The 25,525-nt window shown below is 49.2% G+C and carries 19 protein-coding genes; 5 read left to right on the top strand and 14 right to left on the bottom strand.

From position 1 onward, the window contains the following. Nucleotides 1-51: 51 nt before the first annotated feature. Entirely contained in the window at nucleotides 52-2,316 is a 2,265-nt protein-coding gene (locus L2713_RS10180) for an EAL domain-containing protein (protein WP_248967800.1), read from the bottom strand. Between the two features lie 265 nt (nucleotides 2,317-2,581). On the opposite strand from L2713_RS10180, the gene L2713_RS10175 reads away from it, so the two are divergent. Further along, entirely contained in the window at nucleotides 2,582-3,328 is a 747-nt protein-coding gene (locus L2713_RS10175) for a class I SAM-dependent methyltransferase (RefSeq protein ID WP_248967799.1), read from the top strand. An 89-nt stretch (nucleotides 3,329-3,417) separates the two neighbouring features. Here L2713_RS10175 and L2713_RS10170 read toward each other — a convergent pair whose 3' ends face one another. The 7 genes from L2713_RS10170 to L2713_RS10140 all read right to left on the bottom strand — a co-directional run bounded on the left by L2713_RS10170 (nucleotide 3,418) and on the right by L2713_RS10140 (nucleotide 10,857). Next, on the bottom strand, nucleotides 3,418-5,223 hold the full coding sequence (locus L2713_RS10170; RefSeq protein ID WP_248967798.1) for an amidohydrolase: 1,806 nt from the start codon (nucleotides 5,221-5,223) through the stop codon (nucleotides 3,418-3,420). Nucleotides 5,224-5,418: 195 nt separating this feature from the next. Beyond that, the gene (cyoE, locus tag L2713_RS10165) at nucleotides 5,419-6,351 is read right to left on the bottom strand and encodes a heme o synthase (RefSeq protein ID WP_248967797.1); all 933 of its coding nucleotides are present in this window, start codon (nucleotides 6,349-6,351) and stop codon (nucleotides 5,419-5,421) included. Nucleotides 6,352-6,364: 13 nt separating this feature from the next. Then, nucleotides 6,365-6,706: a cytochrome o ubiquinol oxidase subunit IV gene (gene cyoD / locus L2713_RS10160; RefSeq protein WP_023266130.1), complete on the bottom strand. Its 342-nt coding sequence runs from the start codon at nucleotides 6,704-6,706 to the stop codon at nucleotides 6,365-6,367. Further along, nucleotides 6,706-7,326: a cytochrome o ubiquinol oxidase subunit III gene (gene cyoC, locus L2713_RS10155; protein ID WP_011718747.1), complete on the bottom strand. Its 621-nt coding sequence runs from the start codon at nucleotides 7,324-7,326 to the stop codon at nucleotides 6,706-6,708. The genes cyoD and cyoC overlap by 1 nt, the downstream gene beginning before the upstream one ends. Before the next feature lies 1 nt (nucleotide 7,327). Then, nucleotides 7,328-9,307 carry a cytochrome o ubiquinol oxidase subunit I gene (cyoB, locus tag L2713_RS10150; protein WP_023266129.1) on the bottom strand — a complete coding sequence of 660 codons (1,980 nt, stop codon included), beginning with the start codon at nucleotides 9,305-9,307 and terminating at the stop codon, nucleotides 7,328-7,330. A gap of 2 nt (nucleotides 9,308-9,309) precedes the next feature. Beyond that, nucleotides 9,310-10,347: a ubiquinol oxidase subunit II gene (gene cyoA / locus L2713_RS10145; protein WP_248967796.1), complete on the bottom strand. Its 1,038-nt coding sequence runs from the start codon at nucleotides 10,345-10,347 to the stop codon at nucleotides 9,310-9,312. Between the two features lie 189 nt (nucleotides 10,348-10,536). Beyond that, nucleotides 10,537-10,857 carry a hypothetical protein gene (locus L2713_RS10140; RefSeq protein WP_109286705.1) on the bottom strand — a complete coding sequence of 107 codons (321 nt, stop codon included), beginning with the start codon at nucleotides 10,855-10,857 and terminating at the stop codon, nucleotides 10,537-10,539. Nucleotides 10,858-11,489: 632 nt separating this feature from the next. On the opposite strand from L2713_RS10140, the gene L2713_RS10135 reads away from it, so the two are divergent. After that, nucleotides 11,490-15,119, top strand: a complete 3,630-nt coding sequence (locus L2713_RS10135) for an EAL domain-containing protein (protein ID WP_248967793.1) — start codon at nucleotides 11,490-11,492, stop codon at nucleotides 15,117-15,119. A gap of 75 nt (nucleotides 15,120-15,194) precedes the next feature. Continuing rightward, nucleotides 15,195-15,671 carry a cytoplasmic protein gene (locus L2713_RS10130; protein ID WP_248967792.1) on the top strand — a complete coding sequence of 159 codons (477 nt, stop codon included), beginning with the start codon at nucleotides 15,195-15,197 and terminating at the stop codon, nucleotides 15,669-15,671. Between the two features lie 55 nt (nucleotides 15,672-15,726). Here the strand turns inward: L2713_RS10130 and L2713_RS10125 are convergent, their stop codons facing one another. The 4 genes from L2713_RS10125 to L2713_RS10110 all read right to left on the bottom strand — a co-directional run bounded on the left by L2713_RS10125 (nucleotide 15,727) and on the right by L2713_RS10110 (nucleotide 20,006). Continuing rightward, nucleotides 15,727-17,232 carry a DUF3300 domain-containing protein gene (locus tag L2713_RS10125; protein ID WP_248967791.1) on the bottom strand — a complete coding sequence of 502 codons (1,506 nt, stop codon included), beginning with the start codon at nucleotides 17,230-17,232 and terminating at the stop codon, nucleotides 15,727-15,729. 429 nt (nucleotides 17,233-17,661) lie between these two features. Then, a complete protein-coding gene (locus tag L2713_RS10120) occupies nucleotides 17,662-19,026 on the bottom strand; it encodes an ATP-binding protein (RefSeq protein ID WP_248967790.1) in 1,365 nt (454 codons plus the stop codon). Continuing rightward, complete coding sequence (locus tag L2713_RS10115; RefSeq protein WP_011627620.1) at nucleotides 19,019-19,702, bottom strand: response regulator transcription factor; 684 nt, start codon at nucleotides 19,700-19,702, stop codon at nucleotides 19,019-19,021. The genes L2713_RS10120 and L2713_RS10115 overlap by 8 nt, the downstream gene beginning before the upstream one ends. A 1-nt stretch (nucleotide 19,703) precedes the next feature. Beyond that, complete coding sequence (locus L2713_RS10110) at nucleotides 19,704-20,006, bottom strand: PepSY domain-containing protein (protein WP_011624537.1); 303 nt, start codon at nucleotides 20,004-20,006, stop codon at nucleotides 19,704-19,706. A 359-nt stretch (nucleotides 20,007-20,365) separates the two neighbouring features. Here L2713_RS10110 and L2713_RS10105 point away from each other — a divergent pair, with 359 nt between their 5' ends. Both L2713_RS10105 and L2713_RS10100 read left to right on the top strand, forming a co-directional pair. Then, a complete protein-coding gene (locus L2713_RS10105) occupies nucleotides 20,366-21,298 on the top strand; it encodes a choice-of-anchor H family protein (RefSeq protein ID WP_248967789.1) in 933 nt (310 codons plus the stop codon). 261 nt (nucleotides 21,299-21,559) lie between these two features. Next, complete coding sequence (locus L2713_RS10100) at nucleotides 21,560-22,033, top strand: peroxiredoxin (RefSeq protein ID WP_011624535.1); 474 nt, start codon at nucleotides 21,560-21,562, stop codon at nucleotides 22,031-22,033. A 56-nt stretch (nucleotides 22,034-22,089) separates the two neighbouring features. On the opposite strand, the gene L2713_RS10095 is transcribed toward L2713_RS10100, so the two are convergent. Both L2713_RS10095 and envZ read right to left on the bottom strand, forming a co-directional pair. Next, entirely contained in the window at nucleotides 22,090-24,066 is a 1,977-nt protein-coding gene (locus L2713_RS10095) for a methyl-accepting chemotaxis protein (RefSeq protein WP_248967788.1), read from the bottom strand. Between the two features lie 116 nt (nucleotides 24,067-24,182). Next, entirely contained in the window at nucleotides 24,183-25,499 is a 1,317-nt protein-coding gene (envZ, locus tag L2713_RS10090) for a two-component system sensor histidine kinase EnvZ (RefSeq protein WP_248967787.1), read from the bottom strand. Nucleotides 25,500-25,525: the final 26 nt, after the last annotated feature.

Raw genomic sequence — 25,525 nt, 5'->3', positions numbered from 1 at the left:
ACGCATGTGGGCAATTATACCTAGGATGCCTTAAAGCGTAAAACGAATGCCTCAGTTAGCCGTTTTTTTCTGTGCTAACCAGTGGGTTGGGGTTTGCATTTGATAGGTTTTTAGCCACAACGAGGCTGGTGCAGGTTTGCCAAATAAGTAGCCTTGGAATTGTTCACACCCCAGTGCTGTGAGCTGTATCAATTGGGTTTCAGTTTCAATCCCCTCGGCAATAACATGCAGTTTTAAACTCTTTGCCAACAGAATTGCCGCGTTGACAATTTGCGTGTGGCGCTCGCTAATGCCGAGCTGGCTGACAAAGTAGCGATCAATTTTTATTGTATCGGCGCTTATGTCAATCAGCTGGCTCAAGGAAGCATGGCCTGTGCCGAAATCGTCGATCGCAATGGAAACGCCCATTCTCGCGAGTGTGTTTAAGCGTCTGCCAGTTTCTTTGTGGGTGGAAAACACTGAGGTTTCGGTGATTTCAATTTCTAAAATTGGAATGAGTTCTGGATGGTTAATATATGTCTGGATCAGTACCTTGAAGAATCGATCCGACAAAATATCTTGTCCCGATAGGTTGAAGGCAATCTTAGTCATAGGGACATTTTTGGGCCAAGCACGGATCAATTGAAGTAATTGCCTAAACACTTTAATGGCGAAAATCGCCTGCAACTGCGATGACTCTATGATGGGGATAAAGGTGCTGGGCATGATCATACTGCCGTCTTTGTCGAACATTCTGGCGAGCGCTTCAAAGCTAATAATATGCCCATCTGCCAACACTTTTGGTTGCAGCCACATTTCCAGTCGGTTGTGTTTTAGCGCGTCGCGGATTTTGCTTTCTTGCGAGGATGCTTCAAGTAAATTGTTAATCAAGCCGACGTAATACACCATAACTGGGTTGGCTTGGGTGGTTTGTTTAATGGCAATCAAGCATTGCTCGGCGGCTTGCTGCGGAGCGGATTTATGGCCAGAACTACAGCCAATGCGGCACTCTAAATGGTATTCAATCTGTTGTTCTTGCTTAAGTTTTAAACTTGTCGGAATGCGAAGACGTAATTGTGGTGCAAGCGTCTCTGGCGAGATGAGTGGCAGTTCGGTAAATTCCAGGGCAAAGGATGCACCTCTAAAACGATATATTTTGGCCTGATGGCCGAAGCGCTCTTTAAGCTCTAAGGCAAAAGCTTTGAGGATGGCATCTCCCACGCTGATGCCAAAGGCGGCATTAATTTGGCTTAGATTATCGATCTTAACTAGGGCGACTGTCATTTCCTGGTGGGCGGTACTTGGTGTCGGGTTATACCAGTGGTTCTCGTTGGGTAAGCCCGTAACTAAATCGTAAAAATGGGTACTGATATGGTGCTTTTTGAGCCGATTGAGTTCGAGCTCATGATTGGCTTGTGCCGTGATATCGTGGCAGTGAAACAGCAAGGTATCATGGTGCTCTAATGAGGCTTTTTGCAGTAGATACCGGCTGCCGCTGTTGTGCCTTAAACGGGTATGGAATGAGGCGGCCAACAAATTCGTACTGGTATCTTGGTCCACTTCAAAAATATCACACAGGCGAGTGCGATTAAGTGTGACATCTCCTGCGATTTGTTTTGCCGCATTATTCAAGTTGAGGATCACTCCATCTTCATTACAGAAGAAGGAGGCCGTGCCATTATTATCAAAGATTTCAGCATATTGATCTAAAGAGCGTTGCAGCGCGTGTTGATGCTGGATCATTTGCTGCGCATGGACTTTCTGGGTTTTTAACAACCGCATGGCCGACAACGGGATACAAATATTGAAAAACATAAACAACAGCCCGTTGAGGTAAGCGTGGGTCGCTGGCAGGCTAATATCTACATCGACAATAGGCGGGAGATTCTGGTTACGCAGTAGCAATAAGAAAGGCAGCACATTGAAGCACATCATCCAGAAGGCGACTTTTCTACCAAACAGGAAAAGCGCCATCAGCGGCAGCGTATACAGGAAGGTAATGCCCGCCTGCGACAAGGTAAAATCTGGAATAAACAACAGTATTGCCAAGCAGGCCGCGACCACCATGGCCAGCAAGCTGATTGAGCTCGCCAGCAAATACCGACGGGTAAACCATAATGCGAGAAATAAGACGGTTAAAAAACTGACCGTAATGCCAATAATAAAGCTGAGGTTGAGCTCATATGCGATCAATGAGCTGTGCAGCACTATGCTGGTGGTCAGAATGGCACCACTTAGCAAAATAATCCGCAATAAACTGGTTTTTAATATGGTTCTATCGGGGTTTAAAAAGTCTTGCTCCCTGATAAACAAAAAACCTTTCAGCCAGTTAAGCAAAAAATGTCCTTATTCCGTATGGAAGTCGCAAGGTTGGCTAGGAACAAAACATATAACACAAATCGCTAAACTGTTATATAAATAGATTTTTGCCTTTATCAATCAGTTAATTACACTGTGACTCATGTTTGAGTTTCCCTAAGGTGGCTTAGACAAATTGACTCATAGAATAATGAGCATTAACAAGATGATTGACCGAGTTACATATTCACGAAGCAGATTTTTAGGCATAATAGCCATCATTTTGTTGCTTTGAAGATAGCCTGTGACTCCGATTTTTTTTAATCAGCAATTTCCAACTCTTGTGGACATTTGTGCCCGTTGGCAACTGATTTTTGATGCCGATGCGCCGTTTGAATTGCGTTTTGAATCAGACACCTTGACGCTACATAAGCGCGATGAGCCTAAGCTCGATGGCATAGTAGTGGATTTTGTGACTGGCGCGGTTGCCCATAGACGCAAGTTTGGTGGCGGTCGTGGGCAGTCGATTGCTAAGGCTGTTGGGTTAAAGCAGGGCGTTACCCCAAAAGTGGTCGATGGTACTGCGGGCCTCGGTCGCGATGCTTTTGTGCTGGCAAGCTTAGGCTGCACCGTTACTATGGTAGAGCGCCATCCTGTGGTGGCCGCATTATTAGAAGACGGCCTGCGCCGCGCCTATCAAGATGCCGAAATCGGCGACTGGATGCGTGAACGTATGCAGCTTTTCCATGGTTCTAGCCTCGAAGCACTCGCCAAATTGGAGCAAGAGGTTGATGTGGTCTACCTCGACCCTATGTACCCCCACCGCGACAAATCGGCCTTAGTAAAAAAGGAAATGCGAATATTCCAAACCTTAGTCGGCGCGGATCTCGACGCCGATGGTTTGCTCGCCCCAGCCATGGCCCTAGCCAGTAAGCGTGTAGTGGTGAAGCGCCCCGATTATGCCGAAGACCTCGCCGGCGTTAAGCCCAGCATGGTTATCGAAACGAAGAAAAACCGCTTCGATGTCTATGTAAAATCGGCAATGAAGTAACTATTTGGTGAGTCATGGTTTTGGTAATTTATTAAATGAGAGGTGTAGATAGGAGTGAAGTTCTCCTACCTACATTTTTACTTGATAGCTTAATGGGAGTGATGCAATAGACCTGTCGTGACCATGGCTGTGGTAGCAATGGTTTGGCAACGAGCCGATTCAATGCAACTTCCAATATTAGCGCTGTTCTGACCGTCAAGCTTATAGACTGTTTTTCCTTCTTTAATCGTTTCTAGTACCTGAATATCAGCTAAGGCTTCTGGCGTAATTTGTAGTGGGTTGTCAGACAAAATTACGAAGTCAGCAAGTTTACCAATCTCAATTGAGCCTTTATTTTTTTCCTCTTTATACTGAGTTGCGGCCCAAATAGTTTGGGATTTTAGGCCTTCCAATAGTGATGCTTTTTGTGCTGGGCCTAACACTCGACCTGTTCTGCTAGTACGGTTAACCGTTGCTGAGTAAACCCGCATCGAGTTTGGTAATGCTACGGGGGAGTCGTGGTGAGAGGTGTATATCATCCCGATTTCTCGCGCCCAGCCCGTAGGTGAGATGTCTTGTGCTCGCTCTTTGCCTAATACTGAGTCCATATGCCAATCACCCCAATAAAAGGTGTGCATTGGGAAGAAAGAGGGAAATATGCCAAGGCGCTTGAAGCTCTCTACCTGATCTTTGCGAGCGGTTTGCGCATGGATAGCGATAAAGCCTCTATCGGGTTTGCCTTGTTTGCTCTCGCTTGCTTCAACTCCTTTGAGCAGTTGATCGATAGCTGCATCTCCATTGACATGGGTCAGCAATTGCCAACCTTTGCTCTGGGCTAGTGCAATATATTCGGCGGCCTTTTCATCGGTCATACTAGGATAGCCTTTATATCCCTGTGCTTGCCCAATGGGTGGTATCAAGTATGGCTTTGTTAACCATGCGGTTTTTCCTTGAGGAGAACCATCAAGGTTTAATTTGGCTCCGGCGACTCTAAAGCCATTACTGTATTCTGCTGAGTAATAGGGGGGAACAATGACATCCTGCGCGGTTTGAATATCGGGATACGCGGCGACATCAATAGGCAGTTTGCGTTGTTGCGCGAGGTTATACATGGTTTTAACTGCGGAGCTAGAGGCGCGTCCTTCTTGAGCTGTGGTATAGCCAAAGCTGGCGTAGAGTTTCATTCCAGCGTTAAAGATGGCTTCATTTTCTTGTTCATTTAGTTTGGCAAACAGTGGTAGCAGTGTGCCAAAGAAAGCGGTTTCCTCTAATACTCCATTGGGTGTTTTCCCGTCTGCTTCGCGGCGAATTTTGCCCCCTTCAGGATCTTTACTGTCAGGATTAAACCCCGCGAGTGCTAATCCCTTGCTGTTTAAGGTGGCTAAATGACCTGATTGATGAATGATGAGTACGGGTATGTCTTTAGAGACTTGATCCAGTTCTTGGCGGGTTGGATGTCTTTGTTCAGCCAATTGTGAATCGTCATAACCAAATCCGAGGATGATACCGTGCTGAGCATTTTCGGGTTTCTTCGCCCAAGAGATTAGCATTTGCTGTAGCGATGCAATGCTATCAACATTTCCATCCGGGGCTGCGAGCAGATTTGCCGATAGCGCTTGGATCCCTGTATTGAAGACATGGCCATGACCGTCGATAAAACCTGGGATCAGCGTTTTACCATTGAGATTGATCACTTGAGTGTTATTGTCTTTGAGTTTTAACAGTTCCGATGCTTTGCCAACGGCAAGAATGCGCCCATTCTTTACCGCTAATGCCTCTGCTGTTGGGGCAGAGTCATTCACTGTTATTATGTTGCCGCCCATATAAATTGTTTCGGCATTGGGTTTTGGTGGACTCGATGCTTGTACGAATGAGCTCAAGCTTAAACAGACTATGGCTGATGATATCAATTTCATCGAATACTCCCTGTAATAGTGCACATAAACGTTTATAGGCGTTTGATATTGTAGTCCAATAAACTTCGATGGCTGAGATTGTCGTCATTAAACGGTACTAAAGTATTGCGAAGCTTGTAAACCTGACGCTAGTCTTACGCCAATAAAAAAGCGCTAACCTAGGTTAGCGCTTTTGTTTTTGAATAAAGGTTATGTTTATCGCACTAAGGTAAACAGTGGGGTTTGACTGACCGCTTGAAAATCCAGCGCCATGGTTACACTGAGTGCTGTGATGGTAATAATTGAAAAACCAAACACTTGTCTGGCCCAACGTGGCATATCCACATCTTGACGATAACCTTTGAGGGCCATTGTTAGCCACCAGAGGCTGGTGGCACAGGTCACGGCCATAAAGGCGGTGCCTGTGTAACCTGCGAGTGGCAGCATGGTGCTGACCAAGGCGAACACTGCGATATAGAGCACTATATGGTGCTTCGCCTTGGCCATCCCTTCGGCGACTGGCAGCACGGGGATCTTCGCGGCTGCATAGTCATTAAAGCGGAAAATCGCGATGGCGTAGGAGTGTGGCATCTGCCAGAGGCTGAACATCAGCAATAAAATCACTGCGCCCATATCCATTTGCCCCGTTACGCTGCAATAGCCCACCACGGGCGGTACAGCGCCCGAAAAGCTGCCGACTAAGGTGCCGTAAACCGAGTTTCGCTTCATATAGAGGCTATAAATCCCGACATAAACGACATAGCCAATAGCGGCAAACAGCAGAGCTAAGGCATTGGTGAACAAGGCTAAGGTGCCAAATCCAAGTACGCCTAAGGCGATGCCAAACAGCAATACATGGCTTAGGGGAATTTCGCCCGTGACGGTGACGCGTTTGCAGGTGCGCTGCATTTTGGCGTCAATGTCACGGTCAATACAGTTATTAATCGCACAGCCTGAGGCGACGACTAAGGATAATCCCACTAAGCTTGCCAGCATCAAGACCAGATCCACATCGCCCTTAGCGGCCAATAGGAAACCGCCAGCAACGGAAATCAGATTCCCGAAAATGATGCCAGGCTTAGTTACCTGTACATACCCTTTGAAGCGTGCTTTCCATTGCGTCGATGTCAATCTAGCTTGTGTGTTCATTTGCTGTGTCTCGTTACATCATCAAAGCGTTAGCTTCGAGAATGATCCATACCGACAAGCCAACCACCATCACGATGATCAGCGCGGTAAATAGGAAGGAGAAGGTGTTGATCTTGCCTTCCTTAGAGAAGTCCAAGTGCAGGAAGTACTTAAGGTGTACCAAAATCTGCACCAGTGCCGTAACAACGACGATGGCAAGCGTCGTCGATTGCTCGAAGTGATGGGTCATTACCGCCCAGAATGGGATGGCAGTTAACACCACTGACAGCACAAAACCGACTAAGTAGGACTTGATGCTGGCGGCCAGATCGTCTGCGCCATGGCTATGATCATGCGAATGAGTATGTGCGCCCATTACAATGCTCCCAATAAGTACACAACGGTGAATACGCAAATCCACACGATGTCGAGGAAATGCCAGAACAAGCTTAAGCAGCTCAGGCGAGTGATGCTGCGGTTGCCTAAGCCCGTTTTGGCGACTTCAATCATCATGATTGCCATCCAAATTAACCCTGCGGTCACGTGCAAGCCGTGCATGCCCACTAAGGTGAAGAAAGATGACAGGAAGGCGCTGCGTTGTGGACCGTTGCCATGTTCGATCAGATGATGGAACTCATAGACTTCCATGCCGATAAACACACAGCCCAGTGCAAAGGTAATGGCTAACCAAGTGAGGGTTGCTGCCTTGTTGTGGCGCTTAGCGAAAATCAAGGCAAAGCCATAGGTAATACTACTGAGCAGCAGGGCTGCGGTTTCGATCAGCACAAAGTCCAGTTCGAAAATGTCTTTACCCGAGACACCGCCGTCGGTGTTCATATAGAGCACGGCGTAGGTGGCGAATACCGAAGCAAACAGGATGCAGTCGGTCATCAGGTAGAGCCAAAAACCAAACAGGGTGTTGCCACCCGTGTCATGGTGCTCGTGGTGCTCCTCGGCGTGAGCAACTTCTAAATCAGCTGGGATTGCAACACTCATATCAGCCCCTTACTACATTGTTTAAGTGAGCATTTTCAATGCGTGCCACTTCATCGGGTTGAACGTAATAGTCGACATCGTTGTTATAAGCACGGAATAAGAACACGATAAACGCGCCCACCATGCCCACAATCGCGAGCCACAGAATGTGCCAAATCGCAGCAAAACCAGCGGCAGTAATGCCCAGCGCCATTAAGATACCGCTCGGGGTATTTTTCGGCATATGGATTGGTTGATAGTGTTTGAGGCGTTGATACGCTGTGCCTTTTTCTTTGGCATCGGTAAAGGCATCAATATCAGACACTTGTGGCAACTTAGCAAAGTTGTAGAACTGTGGTGGTGATGCGGTTGACCATTCCAGCGTGTGGCCATTCCATGGGTCGCCCGTGGTGTCACGGTTTTGGTCGCGGTCACGGATACTCACGTACAGTTGCACGAATTGCAGAATGATACCGACCATGATGATGCAAGCACCCACGGCAGCGATATAGATCCACATGTTCCATGCTGGGTTATCAATGTGGTTTATACGGCGAGTCATACCCATAAAACCGAGTACATACAGCGGCATAAAGGCCACATAGAAACCAATCTGCCAGCACCAGAATGACGCTTTACCTAAACGCTCATTTAAGTGGAAACCCGTCGCTTTCGGGAACCAGTAAGCAAAACCGGCTAAGTAACCGAACACGGCACCACCGATAATGGTGTTATGGAAGTGAGCGATCAGGAACAAGCTGTTGTGCAGTACGTAGTCGGCGCCAGGTACGGCCAATAATACGCCCGTCATACCACCAATGGTGAAAGTCACCATAAAGCCTAAGGTCCACAGCACTGGCACTGTTAAGCGCAGGCGACCGCGGTAAATGGTGAACAACCAGTTAAACAGTTTTACCCCAGTCGGGACCGCAATCACCATGGTCATCACGCCGAAGAAGGCGTTGACGTTGGCGCTAGAGCCCATGGTAAAGAAGTGGTGTAACCACACGATAAAACCGAGGATCGAAATCGCGCCACTGGCCCATACCATTGAGGAATAGCCGAACAGACGCTTAGAGGTAAAGGTTGAAATCACATCCGAGAAGATACCGAACGCAGGTAAAATCAGGATGTACACTTCAGGGTGACCCCAAGCCCAGAACAGGTTGATATACATCATGGCGTTACCACCACCATCATTGGTGAAGAAGTGGAAACCCATGTAGCGATCGAGTGTTAACAGCGCTAAAACCGCGGTCAGGATCGGGAACGACGCCACGATCAGGATGTTGGCCCAAGTACAAGTCCAAGTGAAGATAGGCATTTGCATCAGCTTCATGCCTGGAGCGCGCATCTTAAGCACAGTCGCGATAAAGTTGACCCCAGTTAAGGTTGTCCCTATCCCCGAAATCTGCAGCGCCCAGATATAGTAATCGACCCCGACGCCCGGACTGTAAGCCAGCTCAGACAACGGCGGGTAAGCCACCCAACCGGTACGGGCGAATTCACCTAAACCTAATGAAATATTGATCAGCACGGCACCAGACGCGGTTAACCAGAAGCTGAGGTTGTTCAAGAAGGGGAAGGCAACGTCGCGGGCACCGATTTGCAGTGGCAGCACTAAGTTCATTAGACCGATCATAAATGGCATCGCCATAAAGATAATCATGATCACGCCGTGGGCAGTGAAGATTTGGTCGTAATGTTCAGGCGGCAGATAACCTGCGGCGCCATTGGTGGCCAGTGCCTGTTGAGTACGCATCATGATAGCGTCGGAAAAACCGCGGATCAGCATGATGAAGGCAAGCACTATGTACATGATACCGAGGCGTTTATGGTCAACCGAAGTTAACCAGTCGTGCCAAAGCACGCCCCATTTTTTGTGTTTAGTGATCAAGGCTGCGACGTACAGGCCTATCACGGCAACAACCGCAAGGGTCACCATGATGATAGGCTCATGATACGGGATCGCATCTAAGCTTAATTTACCGAGAAAAGACATGATTACTCCGCCTCCACTTGGTGAGTGGATGAGTGTTCTGTTGATGAAGTGTCAGAATGGGTTGAGCTTTCCATGTCGGCCATCTTCTGTTCGCTCGCCATATGCGCCATATGCGCCATATCGTGGTGCATGCCAGCCATATTGTGGTCGGCACTCATGTGTTCCATACCTTCATGGCCTGCCATGTTCTCATTTGAGTCCATGTGCATGTATTGCATAACGATTTGATCGAACATGCCGTGACTAACTGAGCCAAAGTATTCCACAGGATTGTTTTCACTCTTCTGTGCTAAGGCTTGGTAAGTCGCAGAGTCTAAGGTCTTAGTCGCCTGTTGTTTTGCCTTGGCTACCCAAGCATCGAAGTCGGCCGCCGTTGGCGTGGCAATGGCTTTAAACTTCATGCCCGCAAAACCTGCGCCGCTATAGTTAGCGGAAATACCGTCATAGGTACCGGGTTCGTTGGCAATCAGGTGCAACTTAGTCGTCATCCCAGCCATTGAGTAGATTTGGCTACCTAACTGCGGGATAAAGAAAGAGTTCATTGCGGTATCAGAGGTGATCTTAAAGTTCACTGGTACGTTCGCAGGGAAAGCCAGTTCGTTTACCGATGCAACACCTTGTTCTGGATAGATAAACAACCATTTCCAGTCCATAGAAACCACTTCAACCGTAATTGGCTTGGCCTCGTGTTCGAGTGGTTTATAAGGGTCGAGATCATGGGTTGAACCCCAGGTAATCACGCCCAAAATCACAACGATCACAATAGGCACAATCCAAACCACGGTTTCAATCGCGCTTGAATGGGACCATTTTGGGGCGTAAACCTCATGATCTCGGCCATCGCGGTATTTCCATGCGAAGAACAAAGTCATGAAGATCACGGGAATAACCACAATCAGCATGAGTAGGGTAGCGATGATGATCAGGTGCTTTTCATCGACACCGATCTGGCCCTTGGGATCCAATACGCCGCCATCACAGCCTGCGAGCATCAGGGCTATCGCCGCGAATGCTACTTTACTTAAATTTCGAATTAACAAAGGAAGATTCCTCTAACCCTAAGGTTTACAACTCTGCCCAGAGAGATTGGCAGTAGCATTGAGCGGCGTTATCCGAAGGCAAATCCGAAAGTGGCTCGAGCGCGGCACAAAAAATGCCTGCCACCCCAATGCAAGATTGAGGATCGACTTTCAGCGCTTAATGCTAAATTTGAATTTTAAAACAGAGAGTTACAATGGTGGGGCGCGACAACCGTGCGCAAGGTGCTCGAGGGATTTTAGCCTTGGGGGTGCTAAAAACTGGGCAGCATTAGTTAAATCTAAGCTGTTGAAACACTTGAAGCCATTGTCGAACAGATTCCACAATTGCTTAATAATCTGGGGATTGAGCAGCAAAATGCTCAGCAGCGTGGCGCTGAAAAACTCGATTAAAAATCCATCGCTCAGGGTGATTAACTCACCTATGTCGATGCAGCCGCCGACCATCACCGACACTAAGTCAGCAGCGGGCAGCACAAACAGTAACCCAAAAAGCAGGGCTAAGTTTGTCATACTGAAGTGGGAGAACCTCGCTACGAGATTCAATCCTTCAGCGATAAATTGGCTGAGTGCGAATTTCAATTAACAGGTCCGGCTGAACGAGAGGAAATTGTTGGCTGAATAAAAATTCAAGCTGCAACTTTTTTGTGCGGGCGGGAGGATAACAAGAAGCGGGGATTGATTGAAAGTGGATCCCAGGCTCAAAACGGCTTTTGCATTAAAAAAACCTTAATTAAAACCATAATAAAACAAATAATTAACAAAATTAACTGAATTTATACTCATTACACTCGCAAAAAATAGGGTTAATGTGAGCTGTGTCAGAAAACGCCTTGGGTTAAATGTAAACAATTTGAGCTGGAAAAATCACCTAAACTCGCTGCGCTTTCGCCCCTTTTCACGGAATTATCTTTATCGCATTGATGCGGGATAACCTCCTCACTCGTTAATGCCCATCCTTTGGCTGCGCTTAAGATTTGGCGTGAGTCTAGCAGATTTCGCTATAGCAAACCGACCGTTAATGAAGCGTTTACGCTGGCGACCGATAACAGAATTGATGATTAGCTTTTACTAAGCTTGAGATTGATTTGTAGATTAAGGCATTATGTGACCTATCTGAGTTGCGGCTTAGTAATAAAAAGGGATTGGATATCAAAGCATTTGCTCACTACCTTAAGGTCAATCTACTCGTTGCCTTGGCTTACTTTGTCGTTGGCAAAATCGGTTTGTTGATTGCCTTACCTCCCGGTTATTCGGCTGCCATTTGGCCTGCGGCGGGTATTGCCATTGCCTCCTGCCTGATATGGAGCAAGTATTCGCCCTGGTTTGGTATCTTGGTCGGCTCTTGGCTGATTAACATCAATATCGGTGGTGAGATCCATCTCGGTTGGCTGCCCTTAGTGATTGCTGCGGCATCGAGTTTACAGGCCTATGTTTCTGCCAATGTGATCCGCCGTATCGACCCCTTAGTGACCTTAGATAGACCCAACACTGTCATTAAGTCCTGCCTCAGCCTCTCGTTAACCTGCATGATTGCCACCCTCTTTGGTAATGCCGCCCTGGCCGCCCATGGCACCATTCCCATAAAGGATGTCTTTGGCAGTACGATCAATTGGTGGCTTGGGGACTTACTCGGAGCGGTGATCTTCATTCCGCTGACGATGTTGCTCTTCGATCAGCGCTCCATTTGGCGCTCAAGGCGGATTCAGACAGGGTTGCCACTGTTTGTCGGCTTTTTATTCTGTGTCGGCATTTATTACTACTCGGATATGAACCAGCGGCAGCAGCTGCAGGATAAATTTCAAATTCAGTCCAATGCCATTATTAGCAATGTTGAAAGTTTTCAGGTGTCGAATCTTCAGCAAGTGATTGCGCTCGCGAGTTTATTCGATAATAGCGAGCAGGTGTCTCAGGATGAATTTATCCAGTTTGGTAAGCGCAACCAACTGCAATTAGATGGGTTTCGGGCTTGGGCTTGGTCACCACTGATTGCCGCGACCGATAAAGACAGTTTCGAGGCCGCCACCCGCGTCGAGATTGGCGAATCATACCGCATTCGATACTTAGCCAATGGGCGACCCAATCCCGACGGTTGGTTAGTGCCGATTAAGTTTGTGCAACCGATAAACACTAGCCGTGCCGCCTTGGGTATTGACCTTAATGGCGAACCGACACGTGCGGCGGCGATTGCCAAAGTCCGCGCCACACTGTCACCTGTCATGACCGGAAAAATTCAACTGGCGGAGGATCCAAATGGGCCGGGCGGGACGCTGTTTATTGCCCCCGTCTTCGACCGTTTAGGCAATATCGAGGGCTTTTGCTCGGCGGTGATCGACCTGCAATCGATTATCAATGCGGTGGAGCAGGTCAAAGGCTTGCACTGGCGACTAACGGACATGAGTGCTGGCGGAGCCTTACTCTACGCCAATAGCCAGAAGACCTTCCCCCAGTTTCAGGGGAACATACAAAGCGACAAGATGGGCCAGTATTATCAGGCCAACTTAATGCTGGCCGATAGGCATTGGCATATCGTTATCTACGAGTCTTATTCCGAGCTGATGGGCGAAACCTTTAGCCTGTCGCTGCTGATGCTACTGCTGGCGTTTATCACCTGCGCGGTTGTCGGCGGTATGACCTTAGTGTCTTCTGGGGAGCGGCACCGCATCGCCGAAAAGGTGGCGGAAAAAACCATGGCACTCTCGAAGGAGATCGCCCGTAGCCAAACCTTCCAAGCGACCTTGATCGAGAGTGAGCAAAGGTATCGCACCCTGTTCGATAAGGCGCCTGTGGGCCACGCGTTAAAACGGCTAGAGGACGGGCAGTTTGTCGCCATCAACCAAGCCTTTATGGATATTACCGGTTATACCCTCGAAGAGTTGCAGACACTCGATCCTTGGGAGCTTACGCCCATCCGTTATCGGGTGAGTGAAACCGAGCAGCTCGAGCGCCTCAAGCAGACTCGCCGTTACGGCCCCTACCAGAAGCATTATCGCCATAAGGGGGGGCAAATGGTGGCCGTGAGGTTAAATGGCTCCTTGGTTACCGCAGCTAACGGCGAGCAACTTATCCTGTTTATTGTGGAGGACATTACCGAGCAGGAGCGCACCGTGGCTAGGGTTAACCTGCTGGCTCAGGTATTCCAGCAAAGCGGTGAAGGCATCACCATCATGGACGCGAATGACATTATCGTGGATGTGAATAGTGCTTTTACCCAAATTACTGGTTACACCCGAGATGAGATCATCGGCAAAAACTGCCGCTTCCTCGAGGCCGAGCGGACCGACCGTAGCAATGATGCTAGAGTGCGAGCCGCCCTCGAACAGACCGGATTCTGGCAGGGTGAGGTGTGGGACAGACACAAAGAGGGATTTGATTTCCCTAAATGGTTGATGATGTCTGTCGTGCGGGATGAGACGGGGTCTGTCAGCCATTATATCGGTAGTTTTACCGATATCAGCGAACGCAAAGTCAACGAGGAGCGCATTCACTTCCTCGCGCACCACGATTCCTTGACTCTGCTGCCGAATCGCTTGAGTCTGCAATCGCGGTTAGAGACAGTTTTCAAAGAAGCCTTTGTCAGTCAGACCCAGATTGCCGTGATGTTTATCGATATGGATCACTTCAAAAATATCAACGACACCTTGGGACACCATGTCGGCGATATGCTGCTGCTCGAAGTGGCGCGGCGGCTGAAGAGTATTGTGAGCAGCGATGATATTGTCGCGCGCTTGGGCGGCGATGAGTTCGTGGTGGTGTTGTCCGATACGGACCATGACGAGGTGGCTAAGGTGGCAGAAGCCCTACGCAGTGGTTTGAATCAAACCTATACCATAGATAACAAGCCGCTGCATTCATCACCCAGCATAGGCATTAGCCTGTTCCCAACCGATGGTGACAGTGTTGAGGCGCTCATGAAAAATGCTGATATGGCCATGTACCGTGCCAAAGCGGCGGGGCGCAACAACTATCAGTTTTTCACCGCCGCCATGAACACCTTAGTGACCGAGCGCCAACAAATCGAAACCGGACTCAGGCAGGCCATTGCCCGTGATGAGCTGCGGCTGCACTATCAGCCGCAAATCGATATCAATACCGGGCAAATGGTCGGCGTCGAGGCGCTGATCCGTTGGCAACACCCCGAATTGGGCCTGGTGGCTCCCGATCGCTTTATCCCTATCGCCGAAGAGATCGATATGATTATTCCCATCGGCCAATGGGTGTTAGAGCAGGCGTTGGCGCAGCTAGCCGAGTGGCGTGAGAAGGGCGCCAAACGGCTTCGGATGGCGGTCAATCTCTCGGCCCATCAATTGCGTAAGGACACTATCGTTGTCGATATCATCAACGTGCTTGCCAAGCATAAGTTGCCCAAAGGGGCGCTCGAGCTTGAAATCACCGAGAGCGTGGCCATGCAGTATCCCGAGCAAAATGCCAAGTTACTGGCCGAGTTGCGTCAACATGGGATCGAATTGGCGATTGATGACTTTGGCACGGGCTACTCGTCACTCTCTTACTTGAAGTTATTGCCCTTAGACAGACTCAAGTTAGACCGCTCTTTTGTGAAGGATATCGAAAGTGATCCGAACGATGCCGCCATCAGCGCGGCAACGATTTCAATGGCACATGAGTTGGGGCTGACCGTCGTGGCCGAAGGGGTCGAGAATGAGGCGCAACTGGTGCTGCTATCGGGCATGGGCTGCGATTTAGTGCAGGGTTATTACTTCAGTAAACCCTTGGCGGCCGAAGAGTGTTCGCGTTTTATCGAGCGCAATTTTTAAGCCGTTTTTTATCCATTTAGAACTATACTTGGCTAAATCCGGCGATGGAAAGATGGATAAACTAAGGACGGCTTTATGCAAGTTATCTTCACCAAAGGTTCGAAGCGTTATGGTCAATTACGTTGCGTGCGCATGGATGGCAGTGCAACCCAAACACAAATGCCCGAGCAGGGCATAGCTCCCCATGACATGATCCATTATGTCGTTGAAAAACGACTGCATATTCAGGGCGCATTTTTCGCCCAAGTGCGCGCAGGCGCCGATATCAGCTTTTCCCTTGAGCACAACGAAGCCTCCTTAGCCGTCGCGGATAAAACCTTAATTTGGCAAACCGAGTCGATTGTCGAAGCCCTACAATCTTTGCTGTGGTCAGCCGATACGCCGACCTATGCCGGGTTTTTATACCTGCTAGAGCAAAGCTGTAGCAACCGTAAACTGGCGCTGCCAGAGGTATCTCAAGCGGACTTTGAACATATTATCAATGAGATAATGGAGCTGACCCTCGAATGGCAGGGCATGGGTGAAGGCCAGTCCTTGACCCTCAAGTTTTAGCTATTTGAACATAAAGAAAGAGCGCGAATATTCGCGCTCTTTTTATTGGTTGAGATTATTCCCTGTGGCGGCGCTCTTGGCTCTGTGCCGATCTGCCTTGGTTATGCTCAGGGCTGCGGGCCATCTGCATATTTTGGCGTGAATCATTCTGCCTGACTCGATTCTCTTCCCGCTGTCTTGGCGGCGCTTGGCGAGGCTGCTCCATACGTTGCGGTTCGGCGCGTCTCACTTCAGGGCGAGCTTCCGGTCTCTGCGGCTGAGTGCGAGGCTCAAAGCTGCGCGGTTGCTGCTCTCGAGTCTGATACTGGCGCTGTGGACTGTCCTTGGTTTGCTCCCTCGTCGCTTTTGCCTGCGCTTGTCTTACTTGATTATCCTGACGGAAATTGTCGTTGCGCTCTTTCTGGTAACCTTCTCTTTTGGTTTGCGCCGAGTTTGTCGGTGCCACGCGGCGCTCTTTTAACTCGGCCTGAGTATTTTGGAAGCTAGGCGCACGCTCGCGGCTATAGTGATTGTCGCGGCTTAGGTTGTTACCTCTGTCCTTATCTTGGCGCTTGTCATAGCCCTTGTTGTCGCGGTTATTACGTGCGTCTTGGTGTTCCCTCGATTTGGCATACTGGCTGGTAAAGTGCTGACCACTGCCACTGGAGTGGGAATCACGGCCACGGAACTTACTATCGCCGTAGTAGCGCTCTTTCACCACAGGATTGTGGTAAACCACGCCGCGTCTATGCTCGGGTTTATGTTTCCAAGGTTGAGCGCCGTAGCTGACTGAGTATCGCTCCCTTGGGCGATAATGGTGGGAGTGACGGTGATCGACAACGACGACTCTGTGGCTGTGCCAATGGAACGAGCTAAAGAAGTAGTTAAAGGAAATATGGATCCCGGGTGACCAGTAAAAGTAACTATGACTTGGGTGGTAAGGGTAGCCCACATAGCCACCAAACTCCCAATAAACAGGGGGATAGGCCACGCCCCAGCGCCAAGTGCCATAAACCACGCGGGGATCATAGTAGGGCACATACACTACTTCGCGCCTTGCGGGTTCTATGATGATCTGGTTGTTCGCACGGGTCACCGCCATGTTGTCCATATTGGCCAAACTGTTGGCTTTATCCGCTTGTTGTCTAAGCGATTGAATGCCATCCATCACTTGGCCTTCGTCGGCTAAAAAGGCTTCGCCGAGTTTCTGGGTCCAATCTAAGTCTTCGCTCATTTTTTCTAAGACGTTAGGGAAAGCCATAAGGGCTTTAACACTCGGATCCCAGTCCTTGTCTTCGGTGCGAGACATCACCTCGTCGGTCGATAACTTAGGGTTATCCTCTAACCAACGCTGCGCCTGTACCACTTCGAGTGGATAGGTGGAGGCGATCAAAATATGGCTCAATAAACTATCGGGGTAGAGTGCAATGGGCGCAAGCATCTGTTCGAGTTCGGCTTGGCTCAGTGAAGCACTTGAACCTTGGCTGACTGATACGCCTGCGGCTTGAGTTGGCGCAGTGAACGGCAGGGCAACTAATGCCGCCGATAACACCAGCCATTTCCATCGATGTAATCTGTTCATGGTTCGCTCCAATAATCCTATTTGAGGATGTTATTGGCATCATAGGCGCGTGAATATGAACATAAGCTGAAAGTATTTTGTGTGGTAAAAATGCCTAAAGCAGCACAAATTTTAGCTAACTCATTAGGGCGTGTTGACGTTTCAGGGTTATTTTTGCAGCAATTTGGCTGGCTTTAATGCAAGGCAAAGTCCGTGCAGTGTAGTTATTCTACATAAACGGACGATAACGCGGCAGAAAAGCCAGCCAAATGCTGCCCGAAGGGTTCGTCTGGCAAGCCCTTGCTCTTACTTTCTGTCATAAGAGCCGCTCGTCATTTGAGTAGAATAACTACACATCATTCCTCGTTTCGCGAGCACGTGCTTGCCATAACGAACAAAATTTAATCTCGAAACGTCAACACGCCCTAGTTATCTTGATGAAACAAACGCTTAAGCCGAGTGGGTGAAGTTAACCGTAAACTTGGCACCGCCTAAGTTTTCTGAACGGGATACGGAAATGCGGCCATTATAGCTATCCACTAAATCGCGCACTATGGCTAAACCTATGCCGTTGCCTTGGTGATAAGAGTCGGCGCGGATCCCACGCTCAAATATTTGAGTTTGCAGGGCTTCGCTGATCCCAGGGCCGTCGTCTTCAATACAAAGTTGGAGCTGATAGGCATCGCCTGTGACGGTTAATTTGACCTGTGACTTGGCGGCCTTGCAGGCGTTATCGAGCAAGTTACCTAAAATTTCGGTCAGATCGGCCTCATCGCCCTTAAATACGGCATGTGGTGTCAGGTCGCCGCTGAGATCAATCTGCGGCTCTCGATAAATCTTGGCCAAGGTTCGCAGCAATTTGGCGGCGACATCCTCCACCTTAATGCCTAAATGCCAGGAAGCGGCCGCCGCCGTTTGGGCGCGTTTAAGCTGGTGGCTGATGATACGACTGATATTCGACACTTGCTCGCTCGAGGCTTCGCTTAAGTCCGCTTGACTCTTAATCACCGCCAGCGGGGTTTTCAGGCTATGGGCCAAATCCGCAAGGGCATTGCGATAGCGTTTGCGCTGGGTCTGCTCGGTATTGAGCAGGATATTCAATTGCCGCGCGACTTCCTGTAGCTCACTCGGATACTGGCTACTGAGCTGGGTCGATTTACCCTGTTCTACATCGTGCAGTTCTTGGGTAAAGCGCGCCAGCGGCCTAATGGTCCAAATCAACCAACTTAACTGAAACACCAGCATCACTAAGATCAATATCAGCAACCAAGTCCAAAGCTGTTGATTAAATTGGGAGATTTGCTGTTGAAACTCCAATTCATCCTTAATGATATGGATAGTTACTGGCACGTTTTCATTCAGGCTGGCAAAGCTGACGCTAAAGCTGTAGATAAGGTGCGGCGCGCCAGCGAGGTCGATTTGATCGAAGGCACTTTTGCCCGTCGGTGGAATCGTGAACTGCGCCGGCGGCGTGATGCCCATAAAAGACTGCGAATGCCAGACTATGCTCTGCTGATGCTCGGCATTCTCTGTGGTGGCAATGGCATAGAGGCCTGATTGAATGAGGTTAAAGCGGTTTTCGAGCACTAATTCGGGGATAAAAATCCGTTTGTTTTCAACCTCAGTCACCGCTAACACCGAATACACATAGGCACTTAGCTCGTTTTTAGCGGCGCTTTTTACTTGCTCGGCAAAGGCGTCATTGAGGGCGACCCCAATCAGCGGCAGCAGCACCAAAATAAACAGCAGCGCACTGAGGACGAGCCGAGTTTTGAGGGAGTTTAATAACTGCCAGGCAAGCGCACGCTTACTCATCTGGGGAGATGACTCTTAAACGATAGCCTTGGCCGCGCAGGGTTTCGATCAGATTATATTGGTTATCTGGGTCGAGTTTTTTGCGTAAACGGCGGATAAAGACTTCGATAACGTTGGAGTCGAGGTCAAAATCCTGATCGTAGATATGTTCGGTGAGCGCAGTTTTCGATTTCACTTCGCCCTGATGCAGCATAAAAATCTCAAATAGTTTGTATTCAGAGCCGCTTAGGGTGACGAGTTCATCCCCTTTGCGCACTTCTAAGCTACTAGTATTTAAGCTAAAGGGGCCGTTAGTAATCACTGGGCTGGCTTTACCGGCCGAGCGGCGGATCAAGGCTTTGAGCCGAGCCACTAATTCTTCGGGATGGAAGGGCTTAGTGAGATAGTCGTCGGCACCAGCATCGAGGCCCTCGACTTTATCCTGCCAGCTATCTCGCGCGGTTAAAATCAGGATAGGGAACGCGCGCTCTTTTTGGCGCACGCGGCGAATAAGGCTTATGCCGTCGAGTTTAGGTAAACCGACATCGATAATCGCGGCATCATAATTATATTCAATGGCTTGATACAGACCTTCTTCACCGTCGCTGGCGACATCTATGCTGTAGTGAGCATCGAGCAAGTGCTGTTTTAAGTTGGCTTGAAGCGCTAAATCGTCTTCAACGAGTAAGAGTCGCATATTAATTCCTCGAAACACGCCCAGTGGCGGCATCCACCGAAACAGAAAAAACTTGGCCATCGTTATTGAGGATTTTGACTCTATAGCCCGAGCCACTCGACTGCACGCTGAGCACTTTTCCTCGATATTGACGTTGCGCCATCGCCACGGCCTGATCTGGACTGTTGACCACAAGGCGGCGCTGCTCATTCTTCACACCTTGGCCGCGCGATTGATTACGATCATCGTGTTTATCATTGCCCGCCATGCTGCCAAAGGAGGTGCATAAGCAAGCGACTAGGGTCAGTGTCAAACCAAGTTTCATATCTGTTACCCGCGCATGTTCGGCGATCTTAAGTGAGTAGCTAGGTGGATAGCTTATCGAGTCGACTAAGAATACCTTATCACCATAACAAACACATAGAGATCAGCCAATTGGTAAACACAATTCCTTTAAAATTCACTGCGATTCGTGGGATTTTATCGAGTTAATCCCCATCGAACCTCTTTACAGAACAGGAGTCATATCCTGTGACATATTAGCAGTGTTAACCAAAACAGATGAATTGAGGCTGAACGGCTTTTTATCCCAAAAAATCACGGTTTTTAATGTTCAGCTTATGTTCACCTTGAGTGCCCTCTAATGTCACCAATTTGAACGGATTATCCAATGGGGTATTCAAGATGAGCACACTCAATCAATCAGGTATCGTAGGCACAACTCACTCTACCTTTATCAAGGCAATCGCATTGGCAGGTGCATTACTGGCGCCGACCATGGTGAGCGCAGAGTCCTTCGACGAGTCAAACTTGGCCCCCTTTAGCGCGGCCAGTATTGGGATGGCAAAAAAAGCCGATGCCGAGCAGGCCGCAGAGCAAGAAAAACAAGCCCTAAGCCTATTGCAGCAGTCGGCGCCCGCTCAAAGCGTGGGTGAAGCCGCTGCAGCCGCTGTTAAATCTTTAGCGCCGTCGTTGTCGCCAAAGAGTCCGAGTGCTCATCGCGTGCAATTGATGGGCGCTACCCCCATGACCCGCGAACAAGTGATTGCTAAGCACACGAGTCAGCCTATTCCAAGCTCGAGTGCGACCAGTGAAGATCCCTATCGCGCACCCGTGTATCACAGCTTTGGGATTTTTGATGCCAGCAGCCGTTTGTTTGAAGACTTTGATTACGATGGCTTTTATCAAACCTTCAGCGTGACCTTCGATGTGGATGTGTTTGGCTCATATCTTAATGAGCGCGCCGACCTGTTTGCCGAGTTGTACCTCAGCCGTAACGGTGGCCCTTGGGTGCATTACTACACCACGGACGTGTTTACCATTTACGGTGACTCAACGCAGGATGATTACGAAGTACTGACCACCCTCTACACTGGTTATCCAACGGATCACTACGATGTATTAATCGATGTTTATGAAGTAGGTTATAGCGATATTGTCGCCACCATTAGCGCCGATGACACCGATGGCTTATATGCCTTGCCGCTGGAAAGTAGCGACCGTGACCGTGTTGACGAAGTGATTGTGGTGGAAGAAAGCGGCGGTGCATTGTCTATCTTTGCCTTGCTTGGCCTTGGGTTGTTCGCTGCACTACGCAAGCGTGAAAAATGGGTTTAATACCCTGAAATAAACTCTTTTGTAAGCCATCAGGGTTTTACCAAGTCAGCGCCTATTTAGAGTAAACAGCGTGGCTAATACTAAAGGCAGCGTATCCATCGATGCGCTGCTTTTTTATTTCGCAATGCGGGTAACAAAAGCAACCTTGCGATTTATCGGCAATTTGCCCTCCTCTGCTACAAATCCCCTTTTTCTCTCTGTGTTTATCATTTCCGATTCGGGCTAGTATGGGCAAGTTACGTTAACTAAAGGAAGAGAGACATGATTGCTCAAGGTCAAACATTACCAGCGGCGACGCTAAGCCAACTGACTAAAGATGGCATGGTAAATCATCAAGTTACCGAGCTGTTCGCGGGTAAAAAAGTGGTGTTATTTGCAGTGCCTGGTGCTTTCACACCAACCTGTTCTGAAGCGCATTTGCCAGGTTATGTGGTGCTGGCCGATCAATTTAAAGCCAAAGGCGTTGATTTAATTGCCTGTGTATCGGTAAATGATGCCTTTGTGATGAAAGCGTGGGGCGAAGCGCAAAATGCGTCTGAGCTACTGATGCTTGCCGATGGCGATGCCAGCTTTACTAAGGCGCTCGGGTTAGAGATGGATACCGCTGGCTTTGGTGGGGTACGTTCACAACGATATGCGATGATCATCGATAACGGCGTGGTGACTTTACTGAATGTAGAAGCACCTAAGTCATTTGAAGTGAGCAAAGCCGAAGTGGTATTAGCGGCACTTTAATGCCTGATTAAAAAACAAAATGGGAGCCTAGGCTCCCATTTTTATTGGCATCAAGCTTAAGCCGCTCGGGCAGATACTGTGTTGGTGTCGGCTATGCCTAGGCTGGTCTCAATATCTTCCACGCTTTGCTGTACTTCTTGGGCAATCACTTCGCTCTGCTGCGAACTGGTTTGCGCTTGGTCTTTTAGGTTATCCATGCTGCGGACAAATTCATCGAGGTAATCGACCTGTTCCTTGGCGTTAAGCGAACCCTGCTTGGCGGTATTGGCCATTTCACTCGCTTGATTTTGTACGGTTTGCGCCACATGCCATAGGCTCTGTGCCCGCTGTTTTTGGCTATCGGTCGCTTGGGCAATGCCATCGACACTCTCGCCGAGTGCGAGGTTAGATTGGGTGAGTTGATGCAGGATCTTCACGATTTCATTTAACGACACCTGAGTGCGTTGACTCAGGCTTCGAACCTCATCGGCGACCACGGCAAAACCGCGACCTTGCTCGCCCGCTCGGGCGGCTTCGATGGCGGCATTAAGCGCCAACAGATTGGTTTGCTCGGCAATATTGCCAATTACATCAATGATTTTAGCGACATCTGCCACCGAGTTATTTAGGCTTTCGAGCGAGGCATGGCAAAGGCCAACCGCCGTCTGGGTTTGTTCTGTGGCACTCAGCACGGCTTCTGCCTCGGTTTGGCTCGACTGCATTTGGCGCATGGTTTCGGCCGCGCTTTGTTCAACAAGGGCCGAAGTGTGGCTGACCTCATTGGCGAGGCTGCGGATATGCTCGGTTTGCGACTGAGTGTCGGCAACTATGGTCTGAGTGTGTTCGGTGTGCTGCGACAGTTGAGTAATGCGCGCGACCAACTGACTCAAGGATTGAGAAACCTTAGTCATTTGTTGGCGCTGGAGTTCGTCTTCTTGCTCGAATCTGTGCAGTAATTGGTTGAAATGGCCTGCAATTTGGCCGGTTTCACAGCGGCGATTGATATCCAAGCGTTCACGACTGTTGGACTCGCTTAATTGCATAAAGGCTTGATTGAGGCGTTTAAGGGGCTTAACCACACGGTTCTGTTGCAGGATTAAGTAGCCGATAGCAAACAGCGCCATAATCGAAACCATCGCATAAAGAATGACTTGTAACTCATATTTGAGCTGTTGGTTTTTGGCGGCCTGTGCCTCGCCGAGGGCGATGAGCTGCTGTTCAACTCTGCTAATGGCTTGAATTAACTGCTCTTGCATCTCCTGATTGGCTTGCAGCAGTTGGTGGGTGTTGGCGACTTCTTTATTGTAGCGGTTGGCAAGGCTTAACAGCTCGCTGCGATCATTTTCGCCCACTTCAATTTGTTCTGGCTCACTCGCGCCTAGGGCAAATTCATCGGCTTCCTGCTGCTCGTACACGCCGATTAACGGCAGGGCGTTCAGTCGGTCACGCCACTGGTTCAGCTCCTTGCTGGTGCTGTCGAGAATATTTTTAAGTTGCTGATTTTTATCGATGAGATAGCCATCGGTAAGCTGCGATAATTGATAAACAATGCTGGGTAAGTCGCGACTTAATTGCAGATATTGTTCGGCCACAGTGGCATTAATCGCTAAACCTTTGTCAGCGTAACTGCCGAGTCTGCGGTTATAGTCGAGCATTTCAGATTCGGCGTGGGCCAGCAGTTGTCTTGGGTTGCCCGCGAGTTTGCCTGCGGCGCGGTATTTAGTGTCTAAGTCTTGAATGAATTGGCTAAGGCCAGTTTGTAATTCCTCATCGGCACTGCCCGCTGCGGCGAGGTTGAGCTCGCTGAGCTTGGTTTTAATCTTGCTTAGTTTGGCTTTGGCTTCTTCGAGTTGGGTCGCGTTGCCACTGGCTAAATAGCCATCGAGATCGCGGCGCACCCCCACGAGAAAATCCTGTTGTAGGCCTTGCAGCACTTGGGTTTGTTGCTCAATCTGTTGTCTTTGATCACTGCTCCACAGCACCACGGCTGCTAATAGTCCAGCAAGCAATAACAACAGCGCCGAAGCTGAGAGTGACAGCGTTGAAATCTTCATGATGCAATCTTCATTGGAAACTTTAGGAAGTTAACTGCCTAGAGTTTATGAATTTCGCGTGACATAAATATGACAACACAAGTTGAATGTCAGCGTTGTCATGCTGAATCTTGGATTTACTCCAAGGGGAGCCAGACTTGGGCTTTTAAGCCGCCCTCAGTGCGATTAGATAAGGTCACTTGGCCTTGGTGACGGTCGATAATCCGTTTGATGATGGCGAGCCCAAGGCCCGAGCCAACACTGCCGCGCGCAATATCGCCTTGGGTAAAAGGTTGAAACAGTTTGGGAATTTGCGACTCATCAATCCCAGGGCCATTATCCTCAACGCTAAAGCCGATACGCTTACCATCAAATTGCGAGCTTATCCGCACCCAGCCCGAACCATAACGGAAGGCATTTTCGACCAGATTACTGAGCACTCGCTTAATTGCCAGCCCTTGGAACAAGGCCTCGGGGCAGTCGCTCAGTACGACTTCAATTTCACCGTCGCGGTTGGCTTCGGCCTGCGCAATATCTTGAATGAGTTTATTAATTTGCCCTAGCTCGCGGCTCGCCTCCTGATCTTGGCGAATGTAGGCAATAAACTGGCTGATAATGGCGTCCATATCTTCGATATCGTTGACGATGCCATCTTTAAGATATTGATCTTCCTCGACCATCATCTCGGAGGCGAGACGAATCCTCGTCAGTGGCGTGCGTAAATCATGGGAAATCCCCGCCATCAACAGGGCTCTGTCCTGTTCGAGCTGTTTCATGCTGTGGGACATTTGGTTGAAGGCATTGGTCACTTCCACCAATTCACTGGAGCCTTTTAGCGGCAGAGGATCGGGAAACTCGCCGCGTGAGACCGAGATCGCGGCTTTTTGTAAACGTCTAAGCGGCCTATTCTGCTGGCGGGCAAACCACCATCCACCGGCGACACTGAGCGCGCCGATCACCATTAAGTACAAGGTGAGTGGCGACAAATCGGAAACGTTTTGCCCGATGAGCGGCACTTTAATCCATACTGATGGCGCCTGCGGCGGGCGGATCCAAATTTGTAATACTGTGCCGTGGGTGACGCGAACTTCAGCATCGCCACCTAGGTATTCCGACATCTGCGATGACCAAAAACCGTAGTAGGTGGCCTGCTCGATTCCCGCCTCGCGGGCCTGTTGTTGGTTGTAGACCTTCATGCCATCGTCACGGACTTTGGCATTGAGCGCATCGACTATGGTTAAGTGTTCACGGCCAATATCGACACCATCGACAAATAACAGATTGATTTGACGAGCAATTAACTGGTTGATTTGCTGGTAACTGGGCTTTAATACATACACAGCCACAGTGACATAGGAAACCAGCTGATTGATCAACAGTAGACAACCAATCAGCATAACGGTTTGGCTAAAGGCGCTGCGGGGAAGAAAGCGCCACCAAAACTTAGATTTCATCTTGATGCCAACGCACTGACGACTTC

It is taken from the genome of Shewanella seohaensis, from assembly GCF_023283775.1.
Taxonomy (GTDB): Bacteria; Pseudomonadota; Gammaproteobacteria; order Enterobacterales; family Shewanellaceae; genus Shewanella; species Shewanella seohaensis.
Note: the sequence above shows the minus strand (reverse complement) of the source record. Positions and strands in the feature narration are given on the sequence as shown.